Origin of the sequence: Halobacteriovorax sp. DA5 (genome assembly GCF_002903145.1) — a bacterium.
Taxonomy (GTDB): Bacteria; Bdellovibrionota; Bacteriovoracia; order Bacteriovoracales; family Bacteriovoracaceae; genus Halobacteriovorax_A.
Genome location: NZ_PPDJ01000002.1, coordinates 408,582 through 426,184, shown reverse-complemented (window position 1 = coordinate 426,184; position 17,603 = coordinate 408,582). Strand labels below are relative to the sequence as shown.

The window sequence follows — 17,603 nt, the reverse complement described above, 5'->3', positions numbered from 1 at the left end:
TCTTAATCTGTAATTCTTATATTTTCAAATGGATACAGATTTTAGTCAAATGCTTTTGTTTGACTTCAATTTTGCCAAGAATTTGCCTAGTAAATCTAGTGATTACTTGATTGTTTTACGGTGTCAAAAAGTCACTACATATTTTTTTTATACTTACCTTTGATCTTACTTAGTTTTTCACGTTATAATATATTTAGGAATTTAGCTTGCAGAGAATGCAAATCATGGATGGAGAAAATATGACTAAAATGAATATGAAAGACTTTATGAGTGAGAACTACAAAGTTGAAGACTTTGCTCACTTACACTGGACAGGAAGTTTTCAAGAATATGTAGATCTTGTATCTGAAGATCCTCGAATCGCACGCAATTCATTCCAAAGAATTTTTGATATGATCATGACTTTTGGAACGAGCACATACCTAGAATATAAAAAAGAAATTACTAGATATCACTTCTTTGATGATCCAATTGGAAATGGTAAAGATGCCGTTTTTGGGATTGATGTACACTTAATGAAATTAGTAAACTTTTTCAAGGCCGCTGCTCTTGGTTACGGAACTGAAAAAAGGGTATTACTACTTCACGGTCCAGTAGGTTCTGCTAAATCATCAATTGCAAGAAATCTTAAAAAAGGTCTTGAACACTACTCAAGAACAGATGAGGGAGCTCTTTATACTTTCGAATGGTATGACGAAGAAGAATCAGACATTCTTGGTGGTCAAAAAGTTTTTCCATCTCCAATGCATGAAGACCCATTAAAGCTAATTCCACATGAAGTAAGAAAAGAATTCATTGAAGCAATGAATAAGGGTAATAAAGAACAAAAAATTAAAATTCGCGGAGAAGTTTGTCCTGCTGACCGTTATATCTTAAATGAGTACATGATTAAATATGACGGTGACTTCATGAAAGTTATGGAAAATCACATCCGTGTTAAGAGACTTATTCTTTCTGAAAAGGATCGTCTAGGTATTGGTACTTTCCAACCTAAAGATGAGAAAAACCAAGATTCAACTGAACTAACAGGTGATATCAACTATAGAAAAATCGCTCAATACGGATCTGATTCAGATCCTCGCGCCTTTAACTTCGATGGGGAATTCAATATCGCTAACCGTGGTATTATCGAATTCATCGAAATGTTAAAGCTTGATGTTGCTTTCCTTTATGACCTACTAGGAGCGTCTCAGGAACAGTCAATTAAGCCAAAGAAATTTGCTCAAACAGATATTGACCTTGTCATTCTTGGTCACACAAATGAGCCTGAATTTAGAAAGCTTCAAAATAACGAATTTATGGAAGCTCTACGTGACCGTACTGTAAAAATTGATATTCCTTATATTACTCGTCTTGATAATGAAGTGAGAATTTATCAGCGTGATTTTAATGCTGAAAAAATCCCTCATGTTCACATCGCTCCACATACTTTAGATATGGCAGCAATGTGGGCAGTTTTAACAAGAATGGAAGAGCCAAAGAAAGCAGACCTTACTCTTGTTCAAAAACTTAAGCTTTATAACGGTAAGACTCTTACTGGGTATAATGAAGACAACGTAAAAGAGCTTCGTAAAGAAGCGGTAAGAGAAGGTTTAGAAGGTATTTCTCCTCGTTATATCCAAGATAAAATTTCTAACGCTCTTGTTAAGTATGGACATACTGGTTCACTAAACCCATTTATGGTTTTCAACGAACTTGAGTCTGGACTTAAAAATTCTATGGCAAATAATCCAGAGGCAGTAGATAAGTATCGTGAGATGCTAGCAATCGTTCGCCAAGAGTATACAGACATTGTTAAAAATGATGTTCAAAAAGCTATCTCTCTTGATGAAACTGCAATTGAGACTCTATGTGCAAATTATATTGATAACGTTAAGGCCTACACTCAAAAAGAGAAGGTTCGCAACAAGTACACAGGTAAACTTGAAGAAGCGGATGAGCGTTTCATGAGAAGCATTGAAGAGAAGATCGACATTGCTGAATCTCGTAAAGATGACTTTAGACGTGAGATCATGAACTACATCGGTGCTCTTGCAATCGAAGGTAAACAATTCGATTACAAAATGAATGAAAGACTACATCGTGCACTTGAGCTTAAGCTTTTTGAAGATCAAAAAGATGCGATTAAACTTACAACAATCATCTCTAATGTTGTTGATAAAGAAACACAAGAGAAGATTGATGTTATCAAGTCTCGTCTAATTAAGAACTATGGTTACTGTGAAATTTCAGCAACTGACGCTCTTAATTACGTCGCTAGTATATTTGCAAAAGGAGACAGTGCTAAGTCTTAGGACTTAGCACCTCCACAACTGGAGAGTTAATGGATCACCCGATTAAAAGAGACCACGCACGTTTTCGAAAAATTATTAAAGGAAAGGTGCGTGATAATCTAAGAAAGTATATTGCTGGCGGTGAGATGCCAATTCCAAAGGGCAATGGGCAATTTAAAGTACCAATGCCCTCAATCAACACTCCTCAATTTCGCTTTGGTGATAAAAGCCAAGGAGGAACAGGACAGGGTGATGGGCAGCCAGGAGATCCAGTCGATGGACAAGGTGAACCGCAAGAAGGTCAAGGGGAACCAGGTGAAGCTGGTGAGCAGGAAGGTGATAAGGCCCTCGATGTTGAAATGAGCTTAGATGAGCTTGCTTCAATTCTAGGAAATGAGCTAGCACTTCCTAAGATCGAGCCTAAAGGTAAGAAGAATATGCAGTCAACTGTTGATCGCTACACAAGTATCGGTACAGTTGGACCAGATTCACTTAAGCACTACAAGAGATCTTTTAAAGAGGCCCTAAAGCGACAAATCGCAATGGGGACATATGATCCAAAGAACCCTGTCGTTGTTCCAATCAAAAGTGATATGCGCTACCGTGCAAGTGATTCAAAGATAGAATTTGAAAACTCTGCAGTTGTAATCTACATGATGGATGTTTCAGGATCAATGGGGGATGAACAAAAAGAAATTGTTCGCACAGAATCTTTTTGGATCAATCTCTGGCTTAAGTCGCAGTATAAAGATATTGAAATTCGCTATATCATTCATGATGCAACGGCAAAAGAAGTTGATGAAGAAACATTCTTTAGAACTCGTGAAAGTGGTGGGACTCTTATTTCATCGGCACTTAAACTTTGTAAGGATATGATTGCTAGCGATTATAATTCAGATGAGTGGAATATTTATCCTTTCCATTTTTCGGATGGTGATAACTGGTCTGCAGAGGACACTAAGGTTTGTCTTGATATTTTAAAGAATTCAATTATTCCAAACTCAAATGCATTCTTCTACGGACAAGTAGAGTCTCGTTATGGTTCAGGTCAGTTTTATAAGGACCTCGCCAAAGAATTCGGTGAAAAACACGAAGATGTTATTTTGAGTAAAATTAAAAATAAAGAAGCAATCCTAGATTCAATTAAAGACTTTCTAGGAAAAGGTAAGTAAGGCGTGACTCCAGTAATAAGTAGTATGGAAAGAACTAAACCACTAAGTGGAGAACTTGCAAGATTAAGAGATGAGGTTCATAGCTATGCAGTAGAATATGGCCTTGATTTCTATCCTGTTGTTTTTGAAGTTTGTGACTACGATACAGTTTGTATTTTAGCAGCAAATGGAGGTTTTCCTTCTCGCTACCCGCACTGGAGATTCGGGCTCGAGTATGATCGTCTTGCTAAAGGAAACCGTTATGGTTTTCAAAAAATATACGAACTTGTAATCAATACTGACCCTTGCTATGCATATCTTTTAAGCTCTAATCGCTATGTTGATCAGAAACTTGTTATGGCCCACGTTTATGGGCATGCTGACTTCTTTAAGAATAATGCTTGGTTTAGAGGAACAGATCGTCGCATGATGGATGTTATGGCCAATCATGGAACGAAAGTTCGTCGTTATATGGATAAATATGGCCAAGACCGTGTCGAAGAATTTATTGATACAGTCTTATCATTTGAAAACCTACTTGATGTTAATGTGCTCTTCCAAAGTGAAGAGAAACAAAGAACATCTGCTGATGATGAATTTGAATTTAAGGATGACCGCTCGCAAGTTCTTAAGTCATTTATGAATTCTAAAATGGCGCGCTCAGGCCTTGATAGCGATAAGGTGGAAGTTAAGAAAACACCACTAGAGCTTCTTGATGAAGAAATTCGTGGAACACGTGATATTATGAAATTTCTAATTGATCACGCTCCAATTGAAGACTGGCAAGCCGATATCATTGGAATTCTAAGAGAGGAAGCTTATTACTTTCTTCCTCAGAGAATGACTAAAATTATGAATGAGGGGTGGGCATCTTACTGGCACTCTAAGATTCTTACTAAGAAGGCCTTAAATAGTTCTGAAATTATCGACTTTGCAGATATTCATTCTGGTGTAATGGCCATGAGTAAGCAAAATATCAATCCATATAAGATCGGCATTGAGCTTATGCGTGACATTGAATACCGTTGGGATACTGGAAAATTTGGAAAAGAGTATCAAGATTGCACAGACCTTCATAAAAAAGAAAATTGGCATATTGAAACAAATATGGGACGTGAGAAAATCTTCGAAGTAAGACGCACTCATAATGATATTACTTTCATTGATGAGTTCTTTACTGAAGAATTCTGTAATCGTATGCAGCTTTTTACGTATAAGTATAACTCGCGTACAGGACGCAATGAAATTGAAACGCGTGACTTCAAAGAAATTAAGTCAAAGCTTCTTAATCAATTAACAAATTTTGGTACACCAATTATTGAAGTGGAATCGGCAAATTATAAGAATCGTGGTGAGCTTCTTCTTCGTCATGTACACCAGGGAGTAGACCTTGACGTTGGGCAGGCCCAGGATACAATGGCCAATATCTACAAGGTTTGGAAGAGACCTGTCTCAATCACTACTATCGTTGAAGATAAGTCCATTGTTTATCTTTTTGATGGGATTGAGTTTAAAGAAGATAACTAACGAGTAATCTATATTGCTTATTGACCTAAAATTACTTTCAAGTAAAATTGAAGTATCTATAGATATAAGAATTTAAGTCAATTTAGGAATATTCATGCTTTCAAAAAGTACCCTCTTCGTTTTATCGTTAATCTTTTCAATTCAAACCATTGCAGCGATAAAGTTAAATTCTGGACGTGGTGATATTTCACTCGTTAGCAAGAATGGCTCACGCCAAATTGACGCAACAAAAATTTCCCAAGAGATAGGACTTTCTCAAGACACTCTTATCATTACTGAAGATAATTCATATGCCCGCCTTGTTAATGATCGCGGTGATACTATTTTTATAGGGCCAAATTCGAAGGTTACTATTGAACTAATTAATGCGACAGAAGGTGACTTTATTTCGCTTCATGCTGGCCTTGTTAGAATCATGGCAAAAAAGCAGCGAAAGGTAAGAGAGGGGCGATTTGATCGCGTCTTTGTGCGCACTAATAGCGCTCTTGTAGGACTTGAAAACTCTGACTCTCTTATCCTCTACAATATCTATAATAACGTAACAGGTGCTCTTACTTTTACAGGTAAGGCCAATATGAAAAGAGTTAATCGTTCTCATAAATTTAGTGCAGGAGAAAGACTTGTTTTTAGAAGAAGCGTTAAAGAGCAAAAGATCAAGTTTAAGTTTCGCACAAATAATGAACTCCAAAACTTTAGCATGGAAATTAATGAAGTTCTCTTTGGGGATAACTTAAAGGACGTCTCAACTGTTGCTAGAGGACAGTATAGTGCTACTTTTCACGATTCTAGACCAGTGTCTATGCCTGTAAAAATCAATCCTCTGCAATTATCAAGATTATACAGTAATAGACTTCTTGATATGACAGTTTATTCTGAAGATACTGATAGTGATGATTTTAATATTGCACCATATCCTTTAGTTTCTAACTTAATGAAACCTGCAGAACAAGTTAGTTCATACCGCGGGCAGTACTCTGCTAATCAAAGAAGATACGCGCCAAAGGCAGGTGGCCTTATTGATTTAGTTTCTGGAATTTATATTCCACCTGAAAAAGATGCCACTTTTAACGAAGAATACCGAGTATATGAGGCCCGTGAAATTGGCCGCATTAATGGTTCAAATGGAAACTTTATTGCACCTAAAAATCTGACTCTTGATCCAAATCGTGGCTTTGTTGTGGTCAACAATACTCATGAGTCAATTGAGAAGCAAAATCAATTAAATAATCTTTTAAAGTCAAATCTCTTATTGGCCAGTTATAAAAATGTAAGTGGAAAGAAAATGACTACGGCAGAAAGATTTTCTTCAAATATCATTGGCCTTTCACTCGTTAACCAAGGTTATACTTACGGTTATGGTTCAGGTGATTTTGAACTGAGTAAGCGTGGTATTGAGCTAAGTTTAGCGTTGATTGGTAATGGAAGTTTTAGGCCATTTGCAAAATTTAGACTATTAAATGAAAATTTTGAAACCTCTGCTTTTTCAAATAATATCGAACGTTTTTATCAAATGAATTTAGGTCTTGATTATCAATTCGGCCATATTTTCTATCTTAGCGGACAACTGTCAATTGATGAGGAGCCTATCGTACTTAGTGCTAGTTCAAGTATTGTAAGTGCAACTCTAACTAATTTTATCGGGGAGTTTGGTCTAAAAGTAATTAATCTAGATAAATTAGATCTTTTTGCACGCGCCGGTGCTAAGTATAATCTTGCTAATGCTGATGATGGATTTGATGTTGATAGTGGGATTGGTTTCTATTTTGGAGCTAAGGCCGATTACTGGCTAAATCGTGCTAGTTTCATTTTTGCGGAATTTGATTATCTGGCCCATTCATATTCAATTTCTGGCGGTGGAAATGATAGTGATGTTGATATGAGTGGAGCGGTATTAAATATTGGCTATCGCTATTCTTTTTAAGAAAAGATTTTTATCAGTGCCCAAGTTTTGGGTACTGAGCTAGATCAAGCTCGTAAATATCTTTTTGATAAATTAAGACAGGCTCTTCGAATTTCTTATCTGAGACAGGTGCTATCATCGCCTCAAGTCGGTCCTGTATTGTTTTAGATTCCATTTTTTGGTCTTTTCTTATGACTTCAGTTGTAAAGTTATTCCAAAGTTTCGATTGCATGTGTAACCAACAACTGATGATATTCTTATTCAGGCACGATTTATCACTCAATTGTACCCAGTTTTGATCGTTATTTAACAGTTTTAAATATGTACTTAAAATAGCTGCTTCATAAGGAAGTCTTTTGTTGTAACGAATATCAAGATTATTCATCAGATAGACGGCCTCCTTAAATTTACCTTCTTTAATAAGAATATTTATTCTCAATAACTCTTTCTCTCTCGATAAAGAGTCTGATACGGGTATCTTTGATAGGGCAACCCTTGCGTTTCTAAAGTTACCACTAAGCCATGCGGCAGCTAGTAATAACTTGTTATTCACAATTGATTCAGGTTTTAAAATCAAGTTAGAGATATAGTGTGAATAGGCCGTTTTAATGTCACCTTTATGAACTTCCATATGGCCTTTAATCTTGTTTGTATTCGTATTATCTATTGATTGCGCAAGTTTTAAAGCCTGATCATATTTTCCTGCATTATAAAGGTTTACTGCAACTAAAGTTCTAAGCATTGGATCAGCATAGAAATCAACAGGGATTTTTCCATAATGCTTTAACACTCTCTCATGTTCTTTAAAAAAGATTCCATATCTTAGAACTGTCTTAATGATATCTAAGTTATTGCTGGCCATGAGATCTCGTATTTGTGTTGATCTCACATATCCTTTCAAGCGTTTTTCTAAAACCAAGTTAAGCCATGTATTATCTTGATAAGGGTTTTTATTATGTACTCTAATAATGCAATTATTGTATATTTCTTCAACCTTTGAATCCATTTCCTTTGGCATAGAAAGGGCACTAACCATTCTTAGTGTACAGTTTTGATAAAACCATGATGCATTATCTTGAAGAGAGGCAAGCGTATCTCTTGTCTCCTTTGCTCTAGCATCTGAAAAGTATGCTAGAACAAGGAAGCGTTTAATAAGGAGTTCTTTCTTATAACTATTAGTCTTTGCAAGTAACTTTTCTAATACCAATATGGCATCGTTGGAATGGCCGTCTATTAAAAGTGACTTGGCCACGCGTAATTGATCGAGAAAGTCTTTACGATCATCAAGTTGTAGGCCTTCGTTAAAATAGGCGGCCTCAATCTCATGATAAATATTGTATGGAGGATCAAGTTCTCTTTTTGCTTGTCTGGAAATAATCGAAGAATACGATTGGGCACGAATCATTTCACTTAGTAATGATAAGCTAATGAGTATAAGAATGGCCTTTAGTGAAATTATTTTCATATTTTAATTCTTTTAAATTTCCTATTAAACCTTTCGGGAATAATTCCGATAACTTAAGGGAAACTTTAAATGGATTTTACATGGATGTTTTCGCAAAATTCTTAAATTATATGCGCATTGTTTTTGTGAGCTTATTTGGTCTGCTGTCTCTTTATTCACAAGCTGCCGATAGCCTTGTTTTAAACAAACAAGGGGATATGATTTTTGATAATCTGAGTAAATCAATCGAACAATCTCGCGTTAAAAATTCAAAAGAAAACTTTGATCTCTTAAATGATTATAGAAAATTTTATCTTGAAGATGAGAAACTTGATTATTTTTGTCGTGAAAATAGCGCAAAATTATACTTTAAAAATGGCCTTGAAAGAGACGAGTTTTATCGCACTATCATGGCAACTCTTCAGTATAAGATGATGACGTATTCGATGCATGCAATAGCGACTTATGCCAAGAAACTTCAATTTGATAGCGAGCAATATGATAATTTAGTAAGATCTCTCATCTCAAAGTGTTCGCAAAATATAACTTTAATGGGACATCGTCTTATAAAGTATCATTTCGATAATTACTTCAAAGACGAAGGCGAAATATTCTTGCCAATAGATCAAAGAAAGAAATTATTTACAGATAAACTTAATAAGCTACAAAGTGAAAATGAAATTCTTGTTAATGAACTTTATTATACGACAGGGATTTTTTCACACGCATGCTCTTGGGGAGGTCAAGTTGAGTATCCTAGAGAGCTTTCAAAATTTCTTTCTTCTTCCGCTGTTATGAGTTTTATCATCCGTGAATTAAGTGGCCTAGATACTTATAGCTATGATGATAAATTGTCTGACAAAAAAGGGGCGCTTTGTCGCAATCAAATTTGTCGTCCAAAAGAAATCACAAAAATTCAAAATGGAATCATCCGACCAGTTGGTTCTGCCAATTTAAATTTTGATTTCAAACTAGCGTATTGTGAAAAATTTCGTTTCTCTTCTCCTAAATATTCGACAGAAGTTAGTCCTGAGTTGGTGAGAGCTCTTGATGAGTTTAAAGAAGAGAGGCCGCGCTTAATTGGTCAGTTCTTGGCCCTTGTTACTCGCATACCTGATTTTAATGTATGGACTCATGATTCAAAAACAATTAAGGACTATATTTCATTGTCAAATGATGGCCTATGGGATTTTTGGGCATCAGATTATCTGAAATCAAATTCTAAAAAGCTCTCTTACGAAGAGGCCCTAGTTATGCAAGTTGATAAAGAAGTAAATAACTACTTTGTTTATCATAAAAGCTTTCCTCAGATTAATTTCAATGTTCTTCATGGAGAGTTTGATAAGGCAAGTGACATCAATAATATGTTAGGCCTACATTTTGATATTAATATTCCTCGTACTGATATCAAATGGATTTATGAGCAATACAAAATCGCTCATGTTGGAAACGATGATAAGTCGATCAAGAAGTTAAAGGAGCGTTTGGCCCTTTATGTCGAAAATGATTACAAGGATATTAAAGATACGCTGATGCAGTTTTCAGTAAATGCTGATTTAACGCAAATAATAACAGATGAGCTTTTTAGACAATTTGATATAATTGAGCTACCAAAGGGTGAAGATAATAGACAACTAAAGATTGGCGTAAATATTAGAATTGCACCATTTGCTCTTGTTGCAATACGAAATAAAAGAATTGTATCTGATCTATCAAGTAGAGATTTAAGTGAAATTAAGTCTTTAGAAACTCTAAATAATATCGATTCTATGGCCTCGGAAGCCAAAAAATGATAAATAGCCTTAATGGCAAAAATTAATAACAATAATAAGAATAACAATCAGTCAGATCCTAATTATGATGTTGAGGTTCTCCCATCAGTTGAGGATTCTGATCTTTTTGATAATGATGTCGAAGTAATCGAGGATGATCACGAGTATGTTGATATCAGTCCTAAAAAACTTACGATAGATGAAGAAGTTGAGCTCATTCAAGAGACTCTTCCGGCCCTGGCCTCAAATCTTCCTGTTCCTTCAAAACTAGATAATAAATTAAACCAATATCTAAAAGATATCTCACGTTATGAGCTACTTTCTCCTGAACAAGAGAAGCTGCTGGTTAAGCAATTTCGTGAATCAGGTGATATTGATTTGGCAAAGAAACTCGTTGTTTCTAATCTTCGCCTAGTTGTCAAAATCGCTATGGAGTACCGAAGTGCTCACGCCAATGTGATGGATTTGATTCAAGAGGGGAATATTGGCCTAATGAAGGCCGTCTCATTATTTGAACCAGATAAAGGCGCAAAGCTTTCATATTATGCTTCTTGGTGGATTAAATCTTATATTCTAAAATTTATTCTCGATAACTTTAAGTTAGTTAAACTTGGTTCAACAAATGAACAAAAGAAGTTGTTTTATAACCTGATGCGTGAAAAAGAGCGTCTCGAGGCCCAAGGGATTAAGCCTGATCATAAGACTATTGCCCAGAACCTTGATGTTAGTGAAAAGGCCGTGGCCCTGATGGATATGCGCCTGGGTGAAGGTGGCTCTGAAGTTAGTATTGATACTCCGGTTGGAGAGTCGTCTTCGACCATGGGAGACCTACTGCCTGATTCTGGTGATTTTGCCGAAGATATCGAGTTCCAACAATCCTTGAAATTATTACAAGATAATCTGGATCATTTTATCCAAGGCCTAAAGCCTCGTGACCAGGAAATCTTTCGCGAAAGGCTTCTTAATGATGCTCCGCGCTCTCTACAGGCCATCGCAGATGATTATGGGGTTTCTCGTGAGCGAATTCGCCAAATTGAGGCCCGTTTGCTCGAGAATTTAAAGGTTTACATGAGTGAAATAATACGTTAGTATGCTCAAAATTATAGCGCCCCTTTCTTGGCCTGGAAAATAACTTCCTTGCTCGGTTTTGGGTAAGTTTTAGGAGAAAAATATGATTTCAAATGCAGAAACAGCAAGCATCGTAGCAGAATTTGGTAAAGAATTTGGTGCAGGTGAAAAAGACAGTGGTTGTGCAGCGGTTCAAGTTGCAATTCTTACAACAAGAATCAACAACCTTAAGACACACTTTGGTGCACACATTCACGACTATTCTTCAAACCGTGGTCTTCTTAAGATGATTGGACGTCGTCGTCGTCTTCTTAAGTATGTTGCTACAAACAACGAAGAAAACTACAAAGCACTAATTAAGAAACTTGGTCTAAGAAAGTAAGCTTTATATATCAAGGCAAAAGAAAGGAAGCTTTATGCTTCCTTTTTTTTATTTAAGCAGTTAAAATTTTAGTACGGAAATGGTTAAGAGGAGAGTTTGAGATTTAAGGGATATTAAAATTTAAAAACACGCTGATCTCAGTGGTTTTAGATTTTCATATTCTTTGGATTTCTTCTCACATACATTCCAACTAACACATTTCTAAATATAGACATTCAAAAATATAAATGGAGTTATTTATGTTAAACAACAAACGAGAGTTTACTTACAACTTTGGTGGTAAGGAAGTTACAATTGAAACTGGTCGTATGGCAAAACAAGCTGACGCATCAGTTATCGTATCTAGTGGTGGTACACAAGTTCTAGTTACTGCTACATCTGCAACAGAAGTAAAAGACGGACAAGACTTTTTCCCACTTCTAGTTGAATACACAGAAAAATTCTATTCAGCAGGGAAGTTCCTTGGTGGATTCTTAAAAAGAGAAGGTCGTCCTTCAGTTGGTGAGACTTTAAATGCTCGTCTAATTGATAGGCCACTAAGACCTCTTTTCCCACACGGATATATGTTTGATACAGTTATTTCTGCAACTGTAATCTCTTACTCACCAGAAGGTGACCCAGAGGTTCTTGCTGCACTTGGTGCATCAGCAGCTCTAACTATTTCTGATATCCCATTTGAAGGTCCAATTGGTACTTGTAAAGTTGGTCGTATCGGTGGTGAATTTGTTATCAACCCTGACCATGACAAATGGGCAGAGTCTGATATGGAAATCGTTGTTGCAGCAAGTGACAATGCAATCCTTATGGTTGAAGGGGAAGCGAAAGTCGCTCCTGAGCAAGATGTTCTAGATGCAATCTTTTTTGGTCAAAAAGAAATCGAAGGCTTTGTTGCATTCCTTAAAGATATTCAAAAAGAAGTTGGTAGAGCTAAGCGTGAATTCGTATCAGCAGCTGCAAACAATACTATGCTTGAAAAGATCAGAGCAGACTACACAGCAACAGCTCGTGAGGCGCTTAAGATTACTGATAAGCTAGAAAGACAAAAAGCTGTTAAAGCTATTGAAGCTCAAGTTAAAGCTGCAATGGCAGACGCACCAGAAGCTTTTGGTCTAACTGAAAACGATGCATTCGGAAAAGAAGCATACAAAGGTGTAGATGAACTAATGTATGAAATGCTTCGTGGAGATATCTTAAATGAAGATAAGCGTATTGCTGGTCGTGGACTTGCTGAAGTACGTGAAATCGAAACTGAGATTGATGTACTTAAAGTTCCACACGGATCATCTCTATTCACACGTGGAGAGACTCAGGTTATGGCCGCTGTTACTCTAGGTGGTAGCAAAGGTGCTCAAATGAGTGACCGTATTATTGGTACTTCAGAAGATCAATTCTATCTACACTATAACTTCCCTCCATATTCAGTAGGTGAGGCACGTGGTGTACGTGGTGTTGGACGTCGTGAGCAAGGTCACGGAAACCTAGCTGAGCGTGCTCTTAAAGCAGTTATCCCAACAGACTTCCCATATACAACTCGTCTTGTATGTGAGGTTTTAGAGTCTAACGGTTCTTCTTCAATGGGTTCTGTATGTTCAGGTTCAATGGCACTTATGGATGCTGGTGTTCCTCTAACTGCTCCTGTTGCAGGGATCGCTATGGGTCTAGTAACTGATGGTGAAAGATTCAAGATTCTTACAGATATCCTTGGTGACGAAGATCACCTAGGTGATATGGACTTTAAAGTTGCTGGTACTACTGAAGGTATTACTGCAATTCAAATGGATATCAAAATTACAGGTCTTACTAAAGAGATCGTTGAAAGTGCAATGGCACAAGCAAGAGAAGGACGTCTTCACATCCTAGAAGAGATGGCAAAGACTATTTCTGTTGAAAGAAAGACTCTTAAAGAGGGTGTTCCTGTAATGAAGTCTATGCAAATTAAGCAAGACCAAATCGGTGGCCTTATTGGTCCTGGTGGGAAGAATATTAAGAAGCTTCAAGAAGATTTCGAACTTACTATCGAGATTGATGAAGATGGAACAACTAAATTCATCTCAACTAATCAAGAGATGATTGATGAGTGTATGGCACTTGTTGGCCTACAACTTAATGGACCAGAAGTTGGTAAAGTTTACGAAGCAAAAGTTGCTTCACTTAAAGACTACGGTGCATTTGTTGATATCGCTGCTGGTGTTGGTGGACTTGTTCACATCTCTGAAATCGCTGAAGATAGAATCACTGATGCAGCTGACTACCTAGAAGAAGGTCAAGAAGTTAAGATCAAGGTTCTTGAAATTGATAAAATGGGACGTGCAAAGCTTTCAATCAAAGCTGTTGAAGCACTAACTCGTCGTGATGGTAAAACTGAAGCAGAAGCTCAAAAAGATGCACCAAAGCGCGAGCCACGTGAATCAAGAGATGGTGATAGAGGTGATCGTCGCCCTCGTCGTGATGACAGAAAGCCAAGAGGTGACAGAAAGCCTCGTGGTGAGAAAAAAGACTAGTTAGTTAGATCAGGATTTTTATGATCGATAGAGTAGTTGATTTAAAAGTAAAGAAGCTAGAGCATTACGACTCTAGCTTCGATCTTCCACAATATGAAACAACTGGAGCTGCAGGTGCGGATCTTCGTGCTCATCTTGAGAACAAAGATAGCCTTGTGATTGCTCCAGGTGCTCGTGTCTTAGTTCCAACAGGACTTAGTTTTGAGATCCCTCACGGGTATGAAGTTCAAATTAGGCCACGTTCGGGACTATCATTTAAGACTGACCTACTTGTTGTTAACTCACCTGGGACAATCGATTGTGATTATCGCGGAGAAGTTAAGATCATTCTTGGAAATTTTGGAAAAGAGGATTTCATCATTAAGCATGGTGAGCGAATTGCTCAGATGGTTATGGCCCCGGTTTGGCAGGCCAGAATTTCGGCCGTGGATGAGTTATCTGATACTGAAAGAGGAGCTGGAGGTTTCGGCTCAACAGGGACAAAGTAGTAAAATAAGGATTATTGTAATGAGTTTAAAAGTAAACTATAGCCAAGCTTCATCTCAAGAAGAAGCCTACAATCTAGGTAAGCAGGCCGTAACACCTGAATACGTCGCAAAATTCAATGTAAAAGCTGATGTGACGACTGATGATGGTAATTTTTCCATGCAAGCTAAAGGAAAAGGCTTTGAATTGAAGCTAAAGTTTGAAGAATCTTACTGTCTGGTTGATCTTGACCTATCTTTTATGCTAAAGCCTCTTAAAGGAAAAATTTTAGAAACCATTGAGAATAAGATTAAGAAGACGGTTTAATCCTTCTTTATCTAACTCAATAAAAATAATGAAGGCTTAAAATGTTCAAAGTTACTCTTACTCCATCAAATGAGACAATCTATGTTGATGATGAGATGTCTCTATTAGAGCATCTAAAAAAGAATGGAGTTTATGTTAACTCTAGTTGTGGCGGACACGGAACTTGTACAGATTGTATCGTTCGTGTAATGGCCGGTGCAGATAATCTTAATGAACCAACAGAAGTTGAAAAAAAGCTTATCGGTAATGTTTTTCACATCACTAAAGAGCGTATGTCATGTCAGACAATCGTAAATGGTGAAGTTACTGTGGATATGTCTGGACACTCTAAAGCTGGTGTTGAGGCAAAGCGCGAAGCTAAGAATAAAAAAGTTGTTAATGATAAACTTTCAAAGCTTAAGCAATCTGGAAACTTTAAAGTTAGAAAGAAAGATGAAGTTGAGAAAGTAATGACTGAGCGTCAAGCTAAGTGGGAAGAAAAGAACTCTAAGAAAGAGGAATGGAAAAACCACTGGGAGCGTGATGGACGCGACAACTCTAAAGAAAAGCGCCTAGGTGGCGGACGCCGTCCTAAAACAATTCGTCAAAACTACAAAGAAGAAGACGATAAAAATTCTAAAGACGATTAAAAATTAAAATTCCGACAGCAGGGCCTGAATCTTTTTCAGGTCTGCTTTTCTATTTGAGCGATCAACAAAAATATACTTTCCATCTTCAAGCTTTGCAAAAAGTTGGAAGTAACCTTTGTTTTCAAATCCACGCATTGTAGGATCTTGCTTCATTTTTGCCACATTAGGAGAGTCCATAAAGTGATCGATTGAAAAGGCATCCTTTGACTCTAGTTTATAAGTCTTCTTATAAATTGGAATAAAGAACAGTCTATGCTTTAGTACAAGCTTATCATCTTGCTTAACGATGAATTTCTCATACATATAAAAACATAGCGTAATAAATGGAATTAGAAATAGAGTGGCCGCAACTGCAATTACAAGTGCCTGATTGATACTATCACCTGTGTTGTAAAGCTTAACCATTGGACCTTTAACACCAATGAACATTGCAAAGACAACTGTTGCCGCTGCTAGAAGATAGCCCCAGAAAACCATTGGTAGTCCATAGGTTTTAAGAGTTAAACCCTCTTCATTGATTGTGATACGATCTTTTTCTTCTTTTGATACTGGAAATATAAACATTAGGCCCATGTGGCGTATTTTAGTCACAGGCCTGCGATTAGTCTACAGATAATTGCCTTGTTCGCATTAACTTTTGTTCATAGTTTTTGCAAGAGCTGGAGAGTTGCTAGAAAGACGATAGCGCCGATGGTGGAAATAACGATACTTCCAATAAGGCCATAGCCTGCAAAGCCAACCAGATGGAATGTGAAGCTTCCTACGAAGGAGCCCATGATACCCACGATGATATTGCCCACAAGGCCAAAGGTTTCTCCGCGATAGAGACTTCCAGCTAGCCAGCCTGAGATAGCACCAATAAATAAAATTATGATAAATTGTTCGATGGCCACGAAACACCTCCTAAATTAATTCATTTTAGGAGATGTATCGTATTGATTGTTAGTTAAGATAACTTAAATAAGTAAAACTTTTAAGCTCTAAGTACTGGGCCTAAAGCCAAGTACTTAGTGAGAAGTTAATTGCGTATCCGTTCGTCTCGTCCGCGTTACCATCTGTTGATGTATTTGTTTCTTCTCTTAGTTGGCGCTCAACAAGGAAACCACCATTAAGTTGTACTTTCTTTGATAGCTTGTACTGAGCACCGATATCTAGCTTGTAGATCGTTGTTCTACTTACATTTCCATCGTTATATCTCGACTGTCCAAATTCTGTTGATGGGTAGTCGGCTGCATCGTGTGCTAGGTCGTAAACAAATGAGTACTCAGCGTTAATCCCTGCGGCCCACTTGTCATCGATCTTATAAAGAAAGCCAGCTTGAGCATTGTAAGTCTCTTGCTTAAGAGTTGCGTAGCGATCGTTTGGATGCTTTGAGAAGTAACCAAAAAGACCTTCTGTCCAAAATGCCCAGCTATTATTTTCATATTGGTATGCTACAGAATAACCGTGATCTGCTTCTGGATCGATATCGCGCCAATAAGTGAAAGCACCTACGATGATCTCATGATTTTGAGAAGGGATATAGCGACCTTTATAAGCAAAACCTCTTTGAAAGTTTGTGTTAAAAGTTCTTTCTGTATCATAAGAAAGCTCAGACGTCGGGGCTCCACCAAGGTATGGAATTGATTGATTGTCTCTGTCACGTCTTACTTGTTGGTTTGAACCAAAGAAAGTCACATCGTGAATTTGACCTTGTCTCCATCCACCGTAGCGTAGAGTTAGAAGATACTTTCTTTTAAAGTATCCAGCTCTCATCCCAGAGTATGTTTGCGTAAGGTATCCACCGTCCATTAGGTTTCTTTCAGTGATACCAAAGTGCATTGTGTAGAAAGGAACTTTACCCTTACCACCTGTTAGTTTCCAATTACTATTGAAACGGTAAGTAAGTAGGGCCTCTTCCATTAGATCAACAGTTGTCCCAGCTTCTTCAGTTGCATCAATATCAAGTTTGAACTTTGCACTCCACTGTTCGTGGTTAAAGTAAACTTTAATATCAGCAGTACCATAACCCATTTCAGCACGAGTGCTGTTGCCACCGATCTTCTCAAGTGTCATTAGGTCTAAAACCATGAAGGCACGAACATTGAAGTCGTAGGCTTGGGCAGTAATACTACTAAGTAGTAATAGTGAAACTAGTAGGGATTTTTTAAACATTGTCTACTCT

At 37.2% G+C, this 17,603-nt stretch carries 15 protein-coding genes; 11 read left to right on the top strand and 4 right to left on the bottom strand.

Annotated elements, in window-relative coordinates; all coding sequences use genetic code 11:
* Nucleotides 1-239 precede the first annotated feature (239 nt).
* The 4 genes from C0Z22_RS05365 to C0Z22_RS05350 all read left to right on the top strand — a co-directional run bounded on the left by C0Z22_RS05365 (nucleotide 240) and on the right by C0Z22_RS05350 (nucleotide 6,872).
* Entirely contained in the window at nucleotides 240-2,294 is a 2,055-nt protein-coding gene (locus C0Z22_RS05365; protein WP_103217572.1) for a PrkA family serine protein kinase, read from the top strand.
* Nucleotides 2,295-2,323: 29 nt separating this feature from the next.
* Nucleotides 2,324-3,445: a DUF444 family protein gene (locus C0Z22_RS05360; protein ID WP_103217312.1), complete on the top strand. Its 1,122-nt coding sequence runs from the start codon at nucleotides 2,324-2,326 to the stop codon at nucleotides 3,443-3,445.
* 24 nt (nucleotides 3,446-3,469) lie between these two features.
* Entirely contained in the window at nucleotides 3,470-4,951 is a 1,482-nt protein-coding gene (locus tag C0Z22_RS05355; RefSeq protein WP_103217311.1) for a SpoVR family protein, read from the top strand.
* Nucleotides 4,952-5,045: 94 nt separating this feature from the next.
* Nucleotides 5,046-6,872 (top strand): hypothetical protein, encoded by a 1,827-nt coding sequence (locus C0Z22_RS05350; protein WP_103217310.1) that lies wholly within the window; start codon nucleotides 5,046-5,048, stop codon nucleotides 6,870-6,872.
* 13 nt (nucleotides 6,873-6,885) lie between these two features.
* Here the strand turns inward: C0Z22_RS05350 and C0Z22_RS05345 are convergent, their stop codons facing one another.
* Entirely contained in the window at nucleotides 6,886-8,316 is a 1,431-nt protein-coding gene (locus C0Z22_RS05345; RefSeq protein WP_103217309.1) for a hypothetical protein, read from the bottom strand.
* An 80-nt stretch (nucleotides 8,317-8,396) separates the two neighbouring features.
* On the opposite strand from C0Z22_RS05345, the gene C0Z22_RS05340 reads away from it, so the two are divergent.
* The 7 genes from C0Z22_RS05340 to C0Z22_RS05310 all read left to right on the top strand — a co-directional run bounded on the left by C0Z22_RS05340 (nucleotide 8,397) and on the right by C0Z22_RS05310 (nucleotide 15,439).
* Nucleotides 8,397-10,088: a hypothetical protein gene (locus C0Z22_RS05340; RefSeq protein WP_103217308.1), complete on the top strand. Its 1,692-nt coding sequence runs from the start codon at nucleotides 8,397-8,399 to the stop codon at nucleotides 10,086-10,088.
* A gap of 12 nt (nucleotides 10,089-10,100) precedes the next feature.
* Nucleotides 10,101-11,156, top strand: a complete 1,056-nt coding sequence (locus C0Z22_RS05335) for an RNA polymerase factor sigma-32 (protein ID WP_103217307.1) — start codon at nucleotides 10,101-10,103, stop codon at nucleotides 11,154-11,156.
* A gap of 82 nt (nucleotides 11,157-11,238) precedes the next feature.
* The gene (gene rpsO / locus C0Z22_RS05330) at nucleotides 11,239-11,517 is read left to right on the top strand and encodes a 30S ribosomal protein S15 (RefSeq protein ID WP_103217306.1); all 279 of its coding nucleotides are present in this window, start codon (nucleotides 11,239-11,241) and stop codon (nucleotides 11,515-11,517) included.
* Nucleotides 11,518-11,756: 239 nt separating this feature from the next.
* The gene (pnp, locus tag C0Z22_RS05325) at nucleotides 11,757-14,018 is read left to right on the top strand and encodes a polyribonucleotide nucleotidyltransferase (RefSeq protein ID WP_103217305.1); all 2,262 of its coding nucleotides are present in this window, start codon (nucleotides 11,757-11,759) and stop codon (nucleotides 14,016-14,018) included.
* A gap of 20 nt (nucleotides 14,019-14,038) precedes the next feature.
* Nucleotides 14,039-14,506 carry a dUTP diphosphatase gene (gene dut / locus C0Z22_RS05320; RefSeq protein ID WP_103217304.1) on the top strand — a complete coding sequence of 156 codons (468 nt, stop codon included), beginning with the start codon at nucleotides 14,039-14,041 and terminating at the stop codon, nucleotides 14,504-14,506.
* A gap of 19 nt (nucleotides 14,507-14,525) precedes the next feature.
* Nucleotides 14,526-14,810: a polyhydroxyalkanoic acid system family protein gene (locus C0Z22_RS05315; RefSeq protein ID WP_103217303.1), complete on the top strand. Its 285-nt coding sequence runs from the start codon at nucleotides 14,526-14,528 to the stop codon at nucleotides 14,808-14,810.
* Between the two features lie 41 nt (nucleotides 14,811-14,851).
* Nucleotides 14,852-15,439 (top strand): 2Fe-2S iron-sulfur cluster-binding protein, encoded by a 588-nt coding sequence (locus C0Z22_RS05310; protein WP_103217302.1) that lies wholly within the window; start codon nucleotides 14,852-14,854, stop codon nucleotides 15,437-15,439.
* Nucleotides 15,440-15,442: 3 nt separating this feature from the next.
* On the opposite strand, the gene C0Z22_RS05305 is transcribed toward C0Z22_RS05310, so the two are convergent.
* The 3 genes from C0Z22_RS05305 to C0Z22_RS05295 form a co-directional block, all read right to left on the bottom strand.
* Nucleotides 15,443-16,003: a hypothetical protein gene (locus C0Z22_RS05305; protein ID WP_103217301.1), complete on the bottom strand. Its 561-nt coding sequence runs from the start codon at nucleotides 16,001-16,003 to the stop codon at nucleotides 15,443-15,445.
* A 77-nt stretch (nucleotides 16,004-16,080) separates the two neighbouring features.
* A complete protein-coding gene (locus tag C0Z22_RS05300; protein ID WP_103217300.1) occupies nucleotides 16,081-16,332 on the bottom strand; it encodes a GlsB/YeaQ/YmgE family stress response membrane protein in 252 nt (83 codons plus the stop codon).
* Between the two features lie 100 nt (nucleotides 16,333-16,432).
* Nucleotides 16,433-17,593, bottom strand: a complete 1,161-nt coding sequence (locus tag C0Z22_RS05295; RefSeq protein WP_103217299.1) for a hypothetical protein — start codon at nucleotides 17,591-17,593, stop codon at nucleotides 16,433-16,435.
* Between the last annotated feature and the right edge of the window lie 10 nt (nucleotides 17,594-17,603).

What these genes read in the sequence shown, in the direction of transcription:
- C0Z22_RS05365 (WP_103217572.1), top strand. Translation starts at nt 240, where the DNA reads ATGACTAAAATGAATATGAAAGACTTTATGAGTGAGAACTACAAAGTT.
- C0Z22_RS05360 (WP_103217312.1), top strand. Translation starts at nt 2,324, where the DNA reads ATGGATCACCCGATTAAAAGAGACCACGCACGTTTTCGAAAAATTATT.
- C0Z22_RS05355 (WP_103217311.1), top strand. Translation starts at nt 3,470, where the DNA reads ATGGAAAGAACTAAACCACTAAGTGGAGAACTTGCAAGATTAAGAGAT.
- C0Z22_RS05350 (WP_103217310.1), top strand. Translation starts at nt 5,046, where the DNA reads ATGCTTTCAAAAAGTACCCTCTTCGTTTTATCGTTAATCTTTTCAATT.
- C0Z22_RS05345 (WP_103217309.1), bottom strand. Translation starts at nt 8,316, where the DNA reads ATGAAAATAATTTCACTAAAGGCCATTCTTATACTCATTAGCTTATCA.
- C0Z22_RS05340 (WP_103217308.1), top strand. Translation starts at nt 8,397, where the DNA reads ATGGATGTTTTCGCAAAATTCTTAAATTATATGCGCATTGTTTTTGTG.
- C0Z22_RS05335 (WP_103217307.1), top strand. Translation starts at nt 10,101, where the DNA reads ATGGCAAAAATTAATAACAATAATAAGAATAACAATCAGTCAGATCCT.
- rpsO (WP_103217306.1), top strand. Translation starts at nt 11,239, where the DNA reads ATGATTTCAAATGCAGAAACAGCAAGCATCGTAGCAGAATTTGGTAAA.
- pnp (WP_103217305.1), top strand. Translation starts at nt 11,757, where the DNA reads ATGTTAAACAACAAACGAGAGTTTACTTACAACTTTGGTGGTAAGGAA.
- dut (WP_103217304.1), top strand. Translation starts at nt 14,039, where the DNA reads ATGATCGATAGAGTAGTTGATTTAAAAGTAAAGAAGCTAGAGCATTAC.
- C0Z22_RS05315 (WP_103217303.1), top strand. Translation starts at nt 14,526, where the DNA reads ATGAGTTTAAAAGTAAACTATAGCCAAGCTTCATCTCAAGAAGAAGCC.
- C0Z22_RS05310 (WP_103217302.1), top strand. Translation starts at nt 14,852, where the DNA reads ATGTTCAAAGTTACTCTTACTCCATCAAATGAGACAATCTATGTTGAT.
- C0Z22_RS05305 (WP_103217301.1), bottom strand. Translation starts at nt 16,003, where the DNA reads ATGTTTATATTTCCAGTATCAAAAGAAGAAAAAGATCGTATCACAATC.
- C0Z22_RS05295 (WP_103217299.1), bottom strand. Translation starts at nt 17,593, where the DNA reads ATGTTTAAAAAATCCCTACTAGTTTCACTATTACTACTTAGTAGTATT.